The 14,978-nt window shown below is 61.9% G+C and carries 18 protein-coding genes; all 18 read left to right on the forward strand.

Going from position 1 to position 14,978, the window contains the following annotated elements; all coding sequences use genetic code 11:
• Nucleotides 1-551: 551 nt before the first annotated feature.
• Nucleotides 552-1,517 carry a zincin-like metallopeptidase domain-containing protein gene (locus EJ070_RS33345; RefSeq protein ID WP_126095132.1) on the forward strand — a complete coding sequence of 322 codons (966 nt, stop codon included), beginning with the start codon at nucleotides 552-554 and terminating at the stop codon, nucleotides 1,515-1,517.
• The gene (locus EJ070_RS33350; protein WP_126095133.1) at nucleotides 1,517-2,578 is read left to right on the forward strand and encodes a toprim domain-containing protein; all 1,062 of its coding nucleotides are present in this window, start codon (nucleotides 1,517-1,519) and stop codon (nucleotides 2,576-2,578) included. Before EJ070_RS33345 ends, EJ070_RS33350 begins: the two co-directional genes overlap by 1 nt.
• 350 nt (nucleotides 2,579-2,928) lie before the next feature.
• Nucleotides 2,929-3,858, forward strand: a complete 930-nt coding sequence (locus EJ070_RS33355) for a DUF2493 domain-containing protein (RefSeq protein WP_126096015.1) — start codon at nucleotides 2,929-2,931, stop codon at nucleotides 3,856-3,858.
• 182 nt (nucleotides 3,859-4,040) lie between these two features.
• Nucleotides 4,041-4,310, forward strand: coding sequence for a type II toxin-antitoxin system prevent-host-death family antitoxin (locus tag EJ070_RS33360; RefSeq protein ID WP_126096016.1), 270 nt, complete (start codon nucleotides 4,041-4,043; stop codon nucleotides 4,308-4,310).
• Nucleotides 4,307-4,720, forward strand: coding sequence for a hypothetical protein (locus tag EJ070_RS33365; protein WP_126095134.1), 414 nt, complete (start codon nucleotides 4,307-4,309; stop codon nucleotides 4,718-4,720). Before EJ070_RS33360 ends, EJ070_RS33365 begins: the two co-directional genes overlap by 4 nt.
• A gap of 636 nt (nucleotides 4,721-5,356) precedes the next feature.
• Nucleotides 5,357-5,683 carry a DUF736 domain-containing protein gene (locus EJ070_RS33370; protein WP_189350224.1) on the forward strand — a complete coding sequence of 109 codons (327 nt, stop codon included), beginning with the start codon at nucleotides 5,357-5,359 and terminating at the stop codon, nucleotides 5,681-5,683.
• A gap of 185 nt (nucleotides 5,684-5,868) precedes the next feature.
• A complete protein-coding gene (locus EJ070_RS33375; RefSeq protein ID WP_126095135.1) occupies nucleotides 5,869-6,129 on the forward strand; it encodes a DUF2285 domain-containing protein in 261 nt (86 codons plus the stop codon).
• A 121-nt stretch (nucleotides 6,130-6,250) separates the two neighbouring features.
• On the forward strand, nucleotides 6,251-6,574 hold the full coding sequence (locus EJ070_RS33380; protein ID WP_189350754.1) for a DUF6499 domain-containing protein: 324 nt from the start codon (nucleotides 6,251-6,253) through the stop codon (nucleotides 6,572-6,574).
• On the forward strand, nucleotides 6,525-7,016 hold the full coding sequence (locus tag EJ070_RS33385) for a DUF2285 domain-containing protein (RefSeq protein ID WP_245464757.1): 492 nt from the start codon (nucleotides 6,525-6,527) through the stop codon (nucleotides 7,014-7,016). Before EJ070_RS33380 ends, EJ070_RS33385 begins: the two co-directional genes overlap by 50 nt.
• A gap of 128 nt (nucleotides 7,017-7,144) precedes the next feature.
• Entirely contained in the window at nucleotides 7,145-7,426 is a 282-nt protein-coding gene (locus tag EJ070_RS33390; RefSeq protein WP_126095137.1) for a helix-turn-helix domain-containing protein, read from the forward strand.
• A gap of 99 nt (nucleotides 7,427-7,525) precedes the next feature.
• Nucleotides 7,526-8,044 carry a DUF2840 domain-containing protein gene (locus tag EJ070_RS33395; protein ID WP_126095138.1) on the forward strand — a complete coding sequence of 173 codons (519 nt, stop codon included), beginning with the start codon at nucleotides 7,526-7,528 and terminating at the stop codon, nucleotides 8,042-8,044.
• Nucleotides 8,041-8,586, forward strand: a complete 546-nt coding sequence (locus EJ070_RS33400) for a S26 family signal peptidase (protein WP_126095139.1) — start codon at nucleotides 8,041-8,043, stop codon at nucleotides 8,584-8,586. Before EJ070_RS33395 ends, EJ070_RS33400 begins: the two co-directional genes overlap by 4 nt.
• Before the next feature lie 73 nt (nucleotides 8,587-8,659).
• On the forward strand, nucleotides 8,660-8,977 hold the full coding sequence (locus EJ070_RS33405) for a DUF736 domain-containing protein (RefSeq protein WP_126095140.1): 318 nt from the start codon (nucleotides 8,660-8,662) through the stop codon (nucleotides 8,975-8,977).
• A 3-nt stretch (nucleotides 8,978-8,980) separates the two neighbouring features.
• A complete protein-coding gene (locus tag EJ070_RS33410; RefSeq protein ID WP_126095141.1) occupies nucleotides 8,981-9,754 on the forward strand; it encodes a lytic transglycosylase domain-containing protein in 774 nt (257 codons plus the stop codon).
• A gap of 243 nt (nucleotides 9,755-9,997) precedes the next feature.
• Nucleotides 9,998-11,737: a VirD2 family relaxase/mobilization nuclease gene (locus tag EJ070_RS33415; protein ID WP_126095142.1), complete on the forward strand. Its 1,740-nt coding sequence runs from the start codon at nucleotides 9,998-10,000 to the stop codon at nucleotides 11,735-11,737.
• Between the two features lie 22 nt (nucleotides 11,738-11,759).
• Nucleotides 11,760-13,742, forward strand: a complete 1,983-nt coding sequence (locus tag EJ070_RS33420) for a conjugal transfer protein TraG (protein ID WP_126095143.1) — start codon at nucleotides 11,760-11,762, stop codon at nucleotides 13,740-13,742.
• Between the two features lie 5 nt (nucleotides 13,743-13,747).
• On the forward strand, nucleotides 13,748-14,203 hold the full coding sequence (locus tag EJ070_RS33425) for a CopG family transcriptional regulator (protein ID WP_126095144.1): 456 nt from the start codon (nucleotides 13,748-13,750) through the stop codon (nucleotides 14,201-14,203).
• 426 nt (nucleotides 14,204-14,629) lie between these two features.
• Entirely contained in the window at nucleotides 14,630-14,965 is a 336-nt protein-coding gene (locus EJ070_RS33430) for a hypothetical protein (RefSeq protein ID WP_126095145.1), read from the forward strand.
• Nucleotides 14,966-14,978: the final 13 nt, after the last annotated feature.

Below are 14,978 nucleotides of genomic sequence, written 5' to 3' on the forward strand. Positions count from 1 at the left end.
ACTCGGCGTCATCGCCGCCCCTGAGATGATCCGGCACTGGCCAGAACAGTTGCCCGACATGACCGAAATTCTTCGCCTGTAAGCGCAGGATCCATCGGTATCGAACAGCTAAAGCATAGCTGGCACTCCGAGGTCATTCTCACCACCATGTGTTTATGCGCTCGAAGAGTACGCATCCAAGATGCCGTCTGTGAACAGCACTAGACCTCTAATGTGGTGATTAGGACACTCTGGCGTAAAAAACGGCTGTTTATCGGTCAGGAATAACTTATGAAAATCGCGCTGCCATTCGAGTCTATATTCAAAATTCAGTAGCAGCCAAGACATGAGGCCGCCTTCCAACGTCGTCACTGGGCAACTTCGGCGACGCGCTCTGAACGCCCAACAAGACGGTTCACGAAGGTATCGCCAATGAGCTGCTCGCGCGGCGCCGGCGAAGGCGGCGATCTTGCGGCGACGTCACCGCGATAGAGTGAGAGTTTGGATTGGCTTTTCCACGACGGGTCGAAAGCTGGGGAGAGTCCTCCAGCGCCTGTCGCGGAGAAATCACGATGTCCAATCACTATCACCGACGCGGAGCCGCCGGCGGCCGGTCGAACCTCTATGACGAGATAACCGACAAGATCATCAAGGAGTTGGAGGCGGGCCGGCTTCCTTGGGTTCAGCCATGGGGGAGCGCGGCGGCCAAGGCGCCGCTTGCGCTGCCTCGGAACGCCAGCACCGGCAGAGCATATAGCGGCATCAATGTGCTTATCCTGTGGGGCGCCGTCGTCGAGCAAGGCTATACGGGCCAAAGCTGGCTGACTTTCCGCCAGGCCCTCTCGCTCGGCGGAAACGTTCGGAAGGGCGAGCACGGCACAACCATCGTTTACGCCGATTGCTTTGTTCCTGACGATGAGAAGAAACGCGCCAGAGATACTGGCGAAGATGCCCGACCGGTTCCATTCCTCAAGAAGTTCACCGTGTTCAATGCAGAGCAATGTGAAGGTTTGCCGGAAGAAATCGAAGTCTCGCCGCTACCTGACCCGGCCCCGATCGAGCCCCGCGTCGAAGCCCTGATCAAGGCCACAGGCATCGAATTCCGCATCGGCGGCGATCGAGCCTATTACTTGCCAATCCAGGACCGCGTTCAAGTACCCCCGCCTCAAGCCTTCTTCGAGCCTATCAACTGGCATCGCACGGCGCTGCATGAACTTGGCCATGCCACGGGCCATCCCTCGCGTCTTGCTCGCGACTTCTCCGGCTCGTTTGGAACCAGAAAGTATGCGTTCGAGGAACTCGTGGCAGAGATCAGCGCCGCCTTCTCGTGCGCTGCTTTGGGTATCGTTCCGACCGTGCGGCATGCCGACTACATCGGATCCTGGCTGGAGGTGCTGCGGGAGGACAATCGCGCTGTCGTGCGCGCCGCCAGCCTGGCGGGCAAGGCGGCCGACTGGCTCCTCGGCCATCTGCCAGAAGAAGTCGCGCTGCCCATCGAGGTGGATGCCGATGCCGATCAGAGCAGGAGGGCAGCCTGATGTCACGGCGCAATATCTCCGAACTGGCATCCTTTCTCGGCCGACAGGCCGAGGCAGTGTGCCGACACTATCTTTCCAATGGTCGTCGCGTGGGGCGGTATTGGGTGGTTGGCGATGCTCGCAATGCCTCGGGGCGCTCCATGTTCGTGCGCCTCAAGGGACCGGATTTCGGCAAGGGCGCGGCAGGCAAGTGGACCGACGCCGCCACTGGAGAGCACGGTGACCTGCTCGACGTCATTCGCGAATCACTAGGCTTGATCGACTTCAGGGACGTAGCCGACGAGGCGCGCAGCTTTTTATCCATGCCTCAGCTGACGTCCGATCCAGCCGAACGCAACACGCAAGCACCTCGCGCTGCAGCAGGCTCTGCCGAAGCGGCGAGACGGCTGGTTGCCATGTCGCGACCGATCTCGCGGACACTTGTCGAGACGTATTTGGGTGCGCGCGGTATAACGGCCTTCCACGAAACCGGCAGCCTTCGCTTTCATCCGCGCTGTTACTATCGGCCCGACGAGGACGGCCCGACCCAAACCTGGCCTGCGATGATTGCGGCCGTTACCGACCTCAACGGGAAACTCACCGGCGCGCACCGCACCTGGCTCGATCCGAACGGTTTCAGTGAGGCCTGTTTCGGCCGAGCTCCAATCGACACGCCGAGGCGAGCCATGGGCGAACTGTTGGGGCATGCGGTCCGCTTCGGCGTCGGCTGCGACGTAATGGCCGCTGGCGAAGGCATCGAGACCATGCTGTCGCAACGCTCGGTGCTGCCCGCCATGCCGGTAATCGCAGCCCTGTCCGCGGGACATCTATCAGCCATCCTTTTTCCTGACACGCTGCGGCGGCTCTACATTGCCCGCGACAATGATCCGGCGGGCGACGGAGCGATGGCGACCCTCGTTGAACGCGCCAGCTCGGCCGGGATCGAGGCGATCGTGCTGACGCCGCAACTCGGCGACTTCAACGAGGATCTGCGTCTGCTCGGTCCAGATGCCCTCAGGGCAACCTTGCGGGTTCAGATCGCACCGCAGGACGTCACCCGCTTCATGGTGCTCGCGGCCTGACGGGAGGAGAGAGCGACAGGCGGCAGCCGCGTCCTTGTGCTCATGGCGTTTCCTTCGTTTGGAAAGGACCGGCCCTCGGCCTTCCAGAGGGCGATCGGGCGACAGCCGGTCCGGACCGGCAATGGCTTCGCCCGGCTATTTTCCGGCGGCCCTCTTCCAGCCCATGCGGCGGGCCGCATGGGACCCCGTCTTCGGGCCTTTCCATCGCGAAGCAAAATAGCCGGGCTTTGCCATCCTCCACTCCCGTTCCGGCCCTGCGCTGATGCTGCGGGTGCAAGTCCGGACCGGCCGTCGCCTTCGTCGCCATGAAGGCCGCGATGGGCGCGGCCGATCTGCCGAAGGAAGCCGCCATGAGCAACCAGCACGACACCGAACCGCAACGCGCGTCATCGCCAATGGATCACGCCCTCCAGGAACTCCAGCTCTACGGTTACCGTCCGTTCGAAGATGAACCAGATCCGCGACCGCTTCCGGAGGCCCGTGTCATCGCAGCCAGCATCGCCGACATTTTCGACGCCCTAGTAGTGGCGCTGTCGGACACGCGCCTCGAGCCCGACCTCGAGGAACTGCTTTGGGGCACGGTAAACCTCTTCCATCGCGCAACGGGTCGGATCGAACGCGAACTCGACGACAACGAACTCGCCCAGCGGCGCCTGCAGCGCGAACAGGACGGCTCCGAGGTCAAATCCGTGGAACTGGAGCTCCTTATCGCTCAAGGGCAGACGTTCATCGAACGCCGCAACGCCTTCGAACTGATGCGAGATCAGGCCGCCGAACACTTCGAACGCCACACCTACTCGATCTGGCGTCCGCGTACTGGCTCCATGGTCAACCACCGCAACCTGACTGCCGCGATGATCGACAGCCGCGATTTCCTCGCCGCCAAGAAGCACGCCGACAATCAGGTCTTCCTGCCACCCGGCCCGAAGGTGGCCTTCACCGGTGGCCTCGACTTCAACGACTACGCTCTGATCTGGGCAAAGCTCGACCAAGCTCACGCCAAGCATCCAGACATGGTGCTGTTGCATGGTGGCTCGCCGAAGGGCGCTGAGTTGATCGCCGCGAAATGGGCCGACAATCGCAAGGTGCCTCAGATCGCCTTCAAACCCGACTGGACAAAGCATGCCAAGGCCGCACCCTTCAAACGCAATGACGCGATGCTAGATGCAATGCCGATCGGCGTCATCGTCTACCCGGGCACTGGCATCCAGGACAATCTAGCAGACAAGGCCCGCAGGCTTGGTATCCCGGTTTATCGCCTCGGGGCGGGAGGCGCGTGAGCGTCGCCCTCTTCACCGATCCATGCCGATCGACAAACCCTATGCAATGACGCCGAGAGTGAGGCTCACCTGATTTGGCCGGGCCTGACATCCCTGTGCCGACGCCGGAAGTTAAAGAGGTTTGCAACATTCCTGTATTTGCTGTATATTGCAGCAAATATGAAATTCACAGGAGCGCCATTGTGCCCCAATCCCATATCTCCTACTCGACCAGCGATCTGTCCCGAAAGTCCGGTGACATCATCGCCGAAGCACTCCGGCACCCGGTGACGATCACCCAGCGCAACAAACCGCGCCTGGTGTTGCTCAACATCGAAGACTACGAGCGGCTGCTGCGCCAATCCGACCATCGGATGTCCGGGACAATCGAGACGATGCCAGATAGCCTGTTCAGCGAATTCGAGAGCGCGGTCGACACCTATGCTCACGATGACGAAGGCAGCCGGTCTTGAGCTATGACCTGATCCAGACAGCGACTGTCATCCACTATCCATACCTGTGGGCACGGCAGGCTAATGCTGGTGAAACCGAAGGGCGCAAGCAACGTCCCGTCGCCGTCGGCGTGCGCCTCCAACGATCCAGTGGCGATCTGATCCTATTCTTTCCGATCACGACCAAGCAGCCCGACCCCGGCCGTTTCAGCGCGGAAATTCCCGCCATCGAGAAGCGGCGCGCCGGCCTCGATCAGGATCTCCGCCTTTGGATCATTCTGGACGAGTTCAATACCGACATCGTCGGAAAATCGTTCTACCTTGAACCCGATCCTCCAATTGGCCGTTTCGGCAAGGCGTTCTTCCTGCCGCTGCTGCGCGAATTCATTGCTCGCCGGAAATCCTTTACCGAAGTTACCCGCTTCCGATAGGCCTGAGCGGACAGAACACTGCGCCCGCCTATTCATCATCGCTGGCTATTTCAGGCAAATTGCGAGGGTAGAACACTTCCTTGTCGTCAAAATGACAGCAGGTATCCCGTTGAGCTGCGCGCGATCGGCAGGGGGCCCCTTGAGAACGCGTGCGTCGGGACGATAACCGACGCGGCAAGGTCGAAAGCGGCCGGACACATCATCATGAGGCTGGAGCGCGTCACATATTGGTGCGGCCTGGTTCGGCAATGCGAACCCAAGGGCCCGGACGCAGGGAGAGCGAGACGATCGGCTGGGAGCCCGCTCGCCGGTTAGTGGTGAGGTTGCATTGGGGCGCAATCGCGGATCGCTTTGATCGTGGCCGTCACAGCGAGCACACACGCGCGGTCTCATCGATGGGTGTATCTGGCCGCAGGACGGCTTTGCCTCGATCGCCTTTGACGCAACGGCGCGTCACGACTTTCTTCCCCTGACGGCTGCGCCGTCATTCCTCGCGAAGCAAGAAAGTCGCTTCCACGCCATCCTTCGCTGCCGCTTCGGCCCAAGGGTGCGCCAGCGATCGCCTTCGGCCTGTCTATCACCATCGAGACCGCAATGGTGCGGGCTCGAAAACAGACAGGATCAAGGAGAACTATCATGGCTACCATCGGCACCTTCAAGAAGTCCGGCAACAACGAGTTCACTGGCGAAATCGTCACGCTCAGCGTCCAGGCCCGTGGCGTCCGCATCGTCCCCGAAAATCGCGCCAACGGCGAAAACGCCCCCAGCCACCGGGTCTTCGTCGGCCGAGCAGAGATCGGCGCCGCCTGGGCCAAGCAGTCCAACGAGGGCCGCAACTATCTGGGCCTCAAGCTCGACGATCCGAGCTTCACCTCCCCGATCTTCGCAAATCTCTTCGACGACGAAGACGGTGAGGGCTACAGCCTGATCTGGTCCCGCCCGAGCCGCCGTAACGCAGAATAGGAGGCAAAAAAAGGTTCCGCCCGGGCCAACCGGGCGGAACCTCAAGTGACCAACTGGAGTGGTACGGCGCACAGCCGCAGCGACGCCAGCACAGCATCGCGTGATGCCCTTTGAGCCCCTCCGCCTCCGAGGTGGCATCTGTCAGGATCGTGTTTTAGGTCTCGCATGTTGGGGATGTGCAAATCATGATCGAGCCATTCGACGACACCGCCCCCACGGGGGACGAACTCACAGACTATGATCGCAGCCACGTTAAGCTCTACATGCGCTTGTTCGACGCCGATGCCGACGGTGCTGATTGGCGTGAGGTGGTCAAAGTTCTCTTCGGGATCGACCCTGCAAAGGAGCCGCAGCGCGCTCGACATGTCCACGATACCCACTTGGCGAGGGCGCGCTGGATGACGCGCACCGGTTACCGCCACCTTCTACGCCAAACTGACACCTAGCGAATATTTCCAGGGTGATGCTGAAAGAGCATCACGCGATGCGTTTTGGGGGCCTTCCGCCTGTCGCCAGAGTCGGGAATCCATTCGTGCACAACTTGCAGTTTTAGCGAGGAGCTGCACGATGAAGCCCGACACGTCGCATTGGCGAGACAACAGCAGCTACGAGTTCTTCGACGACTTGCCAATCGAAGGCCTGGCCTGGGAATGTCTTCGCCGCTCAGATTCTTATCAGCGGCATTATCTGGCACTTGTGCGTGAGGGAATTGAGAGGCATCCCTTACCAACCGAAGCACAGAAGCGCTGGGGGTTGCGATTTCGCGGCCCGACCCGACTTATCCGCATTGACGCAAGACGTTGTGTGGTCACCTCTCGCCAACCCCGCGGTGGTGACCCTTATGGCCTCGCCAGATTTCCTGTCCTGCGAATCTTTGACAGCGCCCGTTGAGGTTGGCAAACAGCACGAGAGTCCCCAGGGATTTCATGCCATTCGCCACGGTGGGATAGCGACACAGCTGCTCCTCCTTCCTGGGAGCGCAACGGGCCGGTCCCTCACGGCCTTGGTCCCGCTCGATTCCCAAACGCTCGGACGGGTTGAGGCCCTCGTGCGTTTCTGGCGCTCCTGTCATAGGCGGCCCGTGCCGCCGGACACACGAATGACGATTCACCAGAGGCGCCGCCTGCGCCTCATGATGCAGGCCTCCGATGGCCATAAGAACGGCGCCAGCTACCGTGAAATCGCGACTGCTTTTTATGGCACAGGGCGTGTTGCCTCCAATGCGTGGAAAACCTCGTCCCTTCGCGACACCGTGATCGGTCTCGTCAAGGGGGGCGGAGCCATGATTTCCGGCGGCTATCTGCAACTGTTGCGCCACCGCAGGCGGGCTTAGCGCCCTGGGGTGGCAATATCAGGCCCCCCAATCTTCCCCATCCCTCACGACGTCTCCTTTCCGCCACCGTGATCGCCGCCCGCCGCTGAGCGTCAGCGGTTCACCGAAGCCCCACGGAGGTTCGACAAATGCGACCTGATCTAGCCGTTTTGCCGCCGCGCTTTCTGCGCACCAAGGAAGCTGCCGAGTTCCTCAGCCTGTCGTCGCGCACGCTCGAAAAACACCGCACTTACGGCACGGGTCCCGCCTTCCGTAAACTTGGCGGCCGCGTCGTCTATGCAGTTGACGACCTTCAGGCCTGGGCCCAGCGCGGCGCTATGACTTCGACTTCTGACCCACGCGGCTCAGTGCTTCCCGCCAAGCGCCATGCCCCTGCAACTTCCACGCCGATCGGACGCTACGTGCGTTGAGCTGCGCTCAATCTGTGCAAAGAGCGCCGCACTAACACACCGGCGCCAATCATCAATCACGCATCGCGGTTGCTTTCCGCAAGATCAGGACAAAGGCCAATGGGCACTGTCGTTGACTTTCGTTCATGCCGATCGGCGTCAGGCGCTGTTGCCGGCGAAGGCTTAACTGATGTCGAACTGACCTGGGTCGAGAAAAAGATCGAGTGCTGGATCCGCTTCGGTTCGGTCGCTCGGGAAAAGGTACTCGATCGGCGCCGGCGCATCGTCTCTTTTCGGCCCGGTGACATCTTCGCCTTCGTCAGATGGGCAGCGAACGACCACGACACGATCATCTCGCGCGCCGATATCGTGCGCGTGGTCGCCGAGGGCGAAGCCCATCAGACGCTGCCATTCGTGCGGCCCGGCGGTGACATTCTGCTCACGGCTCAAGGCTGGCCCAAGGTCGAGCGCGTGCTGCAGACGATCGATGGCATCGAACAACTCGGCATCGATCCGGGAGCGATCTCGCCCGATCACTGGCGGCACATCCACAACCGAATGACGGTTGGGCAGGCGCCTCGTCTTTATACGATGGACCTTCACCGAGCCTACCTCCTGCGCCGGCGGGTCCAGCCATGATGCGGTCACCGATCGTCCTTGTGACGGCACTGGCGACCATGGGAGCGCTCTGCCCGGTTCTCAAGCATGTCCCGCCGAAGTTTGTCTGGAACGCGTCGGCCAGCGCAGCGATCGGTCTCTATCGGATCGATGCAAGGGGACCGTTTGGAGCCGATGACCTCGTCGCCGTCGAGCCGCCTGAAACGCTTACAACGTTCCTGGCTGACCGCGGCTATCTGCCGAAGGGCGTGCTGCTCATGAAGCATATCCTTGCAGTTTCCGGTCAAACCGTTTGCCGGAACAAGTTCACGATTTCGGTCGATGGCAGCGACGTCGGCGTTGCGCTTCAGCGCGACCGCGCAGGGCGTGAACTGCCGAGCTGGCAGGGCTGCCGAGGCATTCCGGTCGGCGCAGTTTTCCTCATGAACCGCCAGATCCGCGACAGCCTCGATGGTCGCTACTTCGGCCTCATCTCCACCGATCACATTATTGGCCGCGCGGTCCCGCTGTGGACCGACGAGCAGGGCGACGGCCGCTTCCAATGGTGCGCTTCAGCGCGGTGAGCGCTTCACCGGCAGCGCCCCTTCGTGCCGCCACCCAATCGTCACCGCGCACATCAAAGACAGGAGAAATGACATGCCGCAGATCGGAGAATTCAACCGCCATCAGACTGGGCATTCGGGGCGAATTCAAACGCTCAGCCTCAACCTTGAGGTCGCAATTGTCGCGGCCGAAGCGAGCGATGCGGACAATGCGCCCGACCATGGTGTGCATGCTGGTGGCGAAGATGGCGTCGTGATTGGCGCCGGTTGGATACACTCCAGCGAGAAGGTCGGCGAATTCATATCGCTGCAGACAGACGACCCGACTTTCGCGCAGCCGATTCGCGCTTACGACAAGAAGTCCTGGTCTTTACAATGGTCGCGCCAGCGCGATCGCGCCGAGAAGGACTAAGCGATGTCGGCGCGCCGTCAGCCGGCGAGCCAAGCGGGAGCGCTCGCATTGCCTCGCGCGCTCTGGCGCTCGGCCTTGTTTGTGCTTGGCGGACTTTGCATCACCTGCGTGGTTGCCGCCTCTGCACCGGCGAAGAACCCGCCGGCTGTGATGCCGCCGGCCCGCAATCGTTACGACAATCACATTGCGGAAGCGGCGAAGCGCTTCCGCCTTCCGCCGACCTGGATCCGCGCCGTGCTTGGCGCCGAAAGTGCCGGCGACCAACGCGCCACATCGCGCAAGGGCGCTATGGGGCTGATGCAGATCGTGCCCAACACCTGGTCCGACCTGCGCGTTCGGTACCGACTCGGCGCCGATCCCTACGACCCGCACGACAATATCATCGCCGGCTCGGCCTATATCCGCGAGTTGGTTGATCGCTACGGATGGCCCGGCTGGATTGCCGCATATAATGCTGGCCCTCGGCGCTACGAAGCGTCGCTGAAAGGCAGGCGGCTGCCTCGGGAAACGCTTGCCTATGTCGCTATCGTTGCGTCTGCCATCGGCAACACTGGTACGATGAAAGCTAACAGCCCGACGTTCTCCGGACGGTATGGCTGGAAGTACGCTCCGCTGTTCGTCGCGCAGCCGAGCGACACCCCGGGCGACCCTTCGACACGGCCGGAGCGCTCCCGCGATGACGCTTCAAAGACTGTGCCCAAGGAAGGATTGGCCGACGCCGCACCTCGATCGACCGGCCTGTTCGTTCCCGAAGCGAGCAAAAAGTCCGCGCCATGAGCCGCCCCGACGCTCTTCGCCCCATCTCGTGGTTCTGCGTGCCATGGCGTACGGACCGGGTAGGTGCAGGCAACCCGACCGAGCGATGGCAGGATAAAAGGGCGCACATTGCGCGCCGGTCGAACGGTAGGATTTGCCAGGTTTTCGGGCCCACGTCGCACATTGCGGCCCCTATGGGCAATGTGCGCGGAGCGCCAGAAGCCTTGTGTTCGCGTCGTCTTTTCCACATTGCCGGACAGCGCCATGGCTGATGAGCGCGCGTTTCGCATTCGGCCAGGTCGCATCCGCTCGACCCGCGCTCAAGCGGCACGGCCCTTCATCGCCCAGGCGCTAGCGGCGGCGAAAAAAGCTGGCGGTGGCGTCTCGCGCTCGGGAAAAGTCATTTCCGGCAGCCGCTCCCGGTTTGGTCACGGACAGCGCGCAAGTATCCAGGCCAATCGCCTTATCACCTCGCGGTCGCGCGGCGCAGTCGTAAAGGCTCGCGTCGTCCGTCGTACCGCAAGCGCTGCCTCACTCGCCACTCATCTCAGTTATTTGCGTCGCGAGGGCGTGACCCGGAACGGAGAGAAGGCGGGGTTGTTCGGGCCGCAGACGGGGGATGCCGACGGCGCGGCCTTCGCCGCGCGCGCCAAGGATGATCGGCATCATTTCCGTTTCATCGTCTCTCCCGACGACGCCCTCGAGATGGAGGACCTCAAATCCTTCAGCCGCAATCTGGTGGGGCAAATGGAGAAGGACCTCGGCACGCGGCTCGACTGGGTCGCGGTCGATCACTGGAACACCGAGCATCCGCACGTTCATCTGATCGTGCGCGGCCTGCGCGACGACGGCCAGGATCTGGTCATCTCGCGCGATTACATCAAGGAAGGCATGCGAGACCGGGCTCGCGACCTGATCACCCAGGAACTGGGGCCGCGAACCGATCTCGACATCCGCCGCTCACTCGAAAGCCAGATCCAGTCCGAGCGCTGGACCCAACTCGATCGCCAGTTGCTTTGCGACAGCCGCGACACCGGGGTCATCGATTTAGCCCAACGCCCTCACAACCAGCCCGACGAATATCATGCGCTCAAGATTGGCCGTCTGCGGAAGCTTGAAGCGCTTGCTCTCGCCGACCAGGTCGGCCCGGGCCAATGGGTCCTCGACGACCAGGCCGAAGCGAGGTTGCGCGAGCTTGGCGAGCGTGGCGACATCATAAAGCGCATGCATCGCGCACTGTCCGCGCGAGGGATCGAGCGGCGTTCGGCCAGGTATGTGTTGGCCGCCGAAAGTCTCGATACACCCATTGTCGGCCGGCTGGTCGAACGCGGACCCGATGATGATCTGGGCAGTGCGGCTTACGCGGTTGTCGATGGTATTGACGGACGTATCCACCACATCAGACTTTGCGCTCTGGACGCCGCTGGCGACGGCCCGCCGGGATCGATTGTCGAGCTGCGCAAGTTCGATGATGGGCGTGGCCAGCGCCGGATCGCGCTTGCCGTGTGCTCCGATCTCGCTGTGGATGAACAGGTTGCCGCACCGGGTGCGACCTGGCTCGACCGCCAGGCAATCGCCGGCGAGCCTGCAGCTCTTGCGGAGGGGGGCTTCGGCGCCGAGGTCGGCGACGCCTTAGACCGCCGGGCCGAACATCTGGTCAATCATGGGCTCGCCGAGAGGCAGGGCAACCGGATCATCTTCACCACTAACCTGATCGATACGCTGCGCCGCCGCGAGCTGGAGATGATTGGCGACAAGCTCGCGTCCGATAGCGGACGGCCCTTCAACCGTGCCGCCAGCGGCGACTACGTCGCCGGCACCTATGGCCAGCGCTTGTCCCTCGCATCCGGCCGTTTCGCCGTGATCGACGACGGCCTTGGGTTCCAACTTGTACCCTGGACGCCCTGCCTCGAAAAACATCTCGGCCAGCATGTCTGCGGTGTCGCTCGTGGTGACGGCGGCATCGACTGGAGCTTTGCCCGCAAGCGCGGGCTCGGTCTCTGACAGTTTTGGAAAGGATCACGCCATGTCCGCCACGAAAATCCTCTGGGGTCAGATCCTCACTGTCTTCGGAATTGTCCTGTTGACGACCTGGACGGCGACGCAATGGACCGCATGGCGGCTTGGGTTCCAGGCGCAACTCGGACCGACCTGGTTCGAAGTCGCCGGCCTGCCTGTCTATTATCCACCCGCCCTGTTCTGGTGGTGGTACTTTTATGATGCCTACGCCCCAACCATTTTCGTGGAAGGCGGACTGATCGCCGTGTCCGGCGGCTTTCTCTCGATCATTGTAGCAATCGGCATGTCGGTGTGGCGCGCACGTGAAGCCAAGGACGTCGTGACTTACGGTTCGGCGCGATGGGCCGTCAGGAGACAGATAGAGGCTGCCGGGCTGCTCGGCGCCGACGGTGTGGTGCTCGGGCGCTATCACCGTCATTACCTTCGCCATGATGGTCCCGAGCATGTGCTGTGCTTCGCCCCGACCCGCTCGGGCAAGGGCGTTGGCCTGGTGGTGCCATCGCTGTTGACCTGGCCGGGCTCGGCGATTGTCCACGACATCAAAGGCGAGAATTGGCAAATCACCGCCGGTTTCCGTTCTCTGCACGGTCGAGTCCTGCTCTTTGATCCCACCAATTCGAAATCGTCGGCCTACAACCCTTTGCTGGAGGTCCGCCGTGGTGAATGGGAGGTCCGCGACGTCCAGAACATCGCCGACATTCTCGTCGATCCGGAAGGCAGCCTGGAAAAAAGAAACCATTGGGAAAAGACCAGTCACGCACTGCTGGTCGGCGCGATCCTTCACGTCCTCTATGCCGAGAAGGACAAGACGCTCGCCGGCGTCGCCGCCTTCCTTTCGGATCCGAAGCGCCCGATCGAGTCCACGCTGGCGGCTATGATGAAGACCGCCCATTTGGGAGAAGCAGGCCCGCACCCGGTCATCGCCAGTGCGGCGCGCGAATTGCTCAACAAATCTGACAATGAGCGGTCGGGCGTGCTCTCCACGGCGATGTCCTTCCTCGGTCTCTATCGCGACCCCGTCGTCGCCGAGGTGACGAGGCGCTGCGATTGGCGCATCAGCGACATCGTCGGCGGCATCAAACCAGCGACACTTTACCTGGTGGTGCCGCCCTCGGACATCAATCGGACCAAGCCGCTCATTCGCCTTATCCTCAACCAGATTGGGCGTCGCCTGACCGAGGACCTTCGGGCGAAAGGTCATCGGCATCGGCTTCTGCTCATGCTCGACGAGTTTCCTGCGCTCGGCCGCCTCGACTTCTTCGAAACTGCCTTGGCTTTCATGGCCGGCTATGGGCTGAAGAGCTTCCTGATCGCGCAATCGCTTAACCAGATCGAGAAGGCTTACGGCCCGAACAACTCCATCCTCGACAATTGTCATGTGCGCGTGAGCTTCGCAACGAATGATGAGAGGACCGCCAAACGTGTGTCTGACGCGCTCGGCACTGCAACCGAGATGCGGGCGATGAAGAACTATGCCGGTCATCGGCTTTCGCCTTGGCTCGGACATTTGATGGTGTCGCGGCAAGAGACCGCCCGCCAACTGTTGACGCCTGGCGAGATCATGCAGCTTCCGCCGACCGACGAGATCGTCATGGTGGCGGGAACCCCACCGATCAGGGCGAACAAGGCACGCTATTACGAGGATGTTCGCTTCCGGGAACGCGTCTTGTCGCCGCCCGAGCTGATCCGAGCCGAGAAGGCTTTTGCTTGTGATTGGAGCAGCCCACCGGTCCTGAAACGCCCCGAGGTCGACGAAGCCCCCGGCGCGCGGGGCGATGAAGATCCGACCGGGTCCGAACGGCGCCTGCAACCCGAACTGAACCGTGCGCGGGCGTTCGAGAAGGCGGCTCCGATCGAAAATGAGTTCGAGATCGGTCCGGTAGACGATAGCGACGACGACGGTGCTGTGCGCAATCGGCGCCTCGCCCGCCTCATGCAGGGCGTGGCACGGCAGGTCTCGCTCGACCGAGATGACGGCATGGAGTTTTAGCCGCCATGATCAGCCGCAAGAAGAAAGCGCAAATCTCCGTCTATCTCGACGGGGCGATCATGAAGATGCTGGCCGAGTATGCGGCCCGGCGCGATCAGCCCCAATCGATGATTGCAGAGGCCGCGATCGCGTCGTTTTTGTCGCCAGATGCTGACGAACGTCGCGAGGCTGCTATCGCCAAACGCCTCGATCAAGTTGATCGCCGCCTCGCCCGGCAGGAGCGCGATATCGGCATCGCGGTCGAGACCCTGGCGGTGTTCGTGCGGTTCTGGCTAGCGACCACGCCAGCGTTGCCGGAACCTGCGGCCCAGGGGGCTCGCGCCAAGGCGATCGAACGCTATGAGGCTTTCGTCTCAGCCTTGGGCAGACGTTTGGCCAAGGGTCCAAAACTGCGGCAGGAGATATCGGAGGATATCGATCCAGTTGACGATAAGGGAATGCCGTCCCCAGCCGGAATGTAGGCTCTTGTTGGCCCATGAGTGCCAGAGATTTTCCTCTGCCGTTTGCCCGCCATTGATACCCAACCAGCGGGGAGTATTGGTTGTCGTCCCCGACATGCCTCGAACTGCCAATTCCCCGACAAAGCGACTGAGCGGCACCATATTGCGTGCTCGAGTGCGGGCATGAATTCGGCGCGGCCTTGCACGGAATGACGGCGCAGGGATAGCCACCGGCCGCAGCCTGACGTTCGATATGGACTACTGCGACCAGAAAAAAGCAAGCACTTGGGCGCTTGTCGCCCCCGCCCTGCGTTAACGTCCAGCACCGAACAATAAGCTTGAATAGCAGTTGCCGATCATTGTGCTGGACGGGGAACCCTTATCTTGGCCTAATGGCGTCTTGCCTGAATAAAAGAGGCGATCGGGGCGGCGAGACAAGGTGGACGTATGAAGTTCGCGCCGACGACTATTTTGCCGCTGACGGCGGTGCTGACTCTCGCAGCAGGCTGCTCCTCGACCGTTGCATCGATCGATCCGGGGAAATACGACAAGATGAGCTGCGCCGAGCTCAACAGCGCGCTCGGCGACACGGCGACCGACATTTCGCGGACGGCGATCAGCCGCGGCAAGGTCGCCAACACCAGCGTGCCGAGCTGGCTGCTCGGCGGCGAGCGCGTCAAGACGGTGGTGGCCAATCGCGATACCGCCCGAATCGAGAAGCTGCAGCAACAGCAGCAGGCCATTGTCGCGGCAAGGAAGCAAAGGTGCCCATCATCGCAATGAGCTAGCAGCGGCC

The sequence above is a fragment of the Mesorhizobium sp. M1E.F.Ca.ET.045.02.1.1 genome, from assembly GCF_003952485.1.
Taxonomy (GTDB): Bacteria; Pseudomonadota; Alphaproteobacteria; order Rhizobiales; family Rhizobiaceae; genus Mesorhizobium.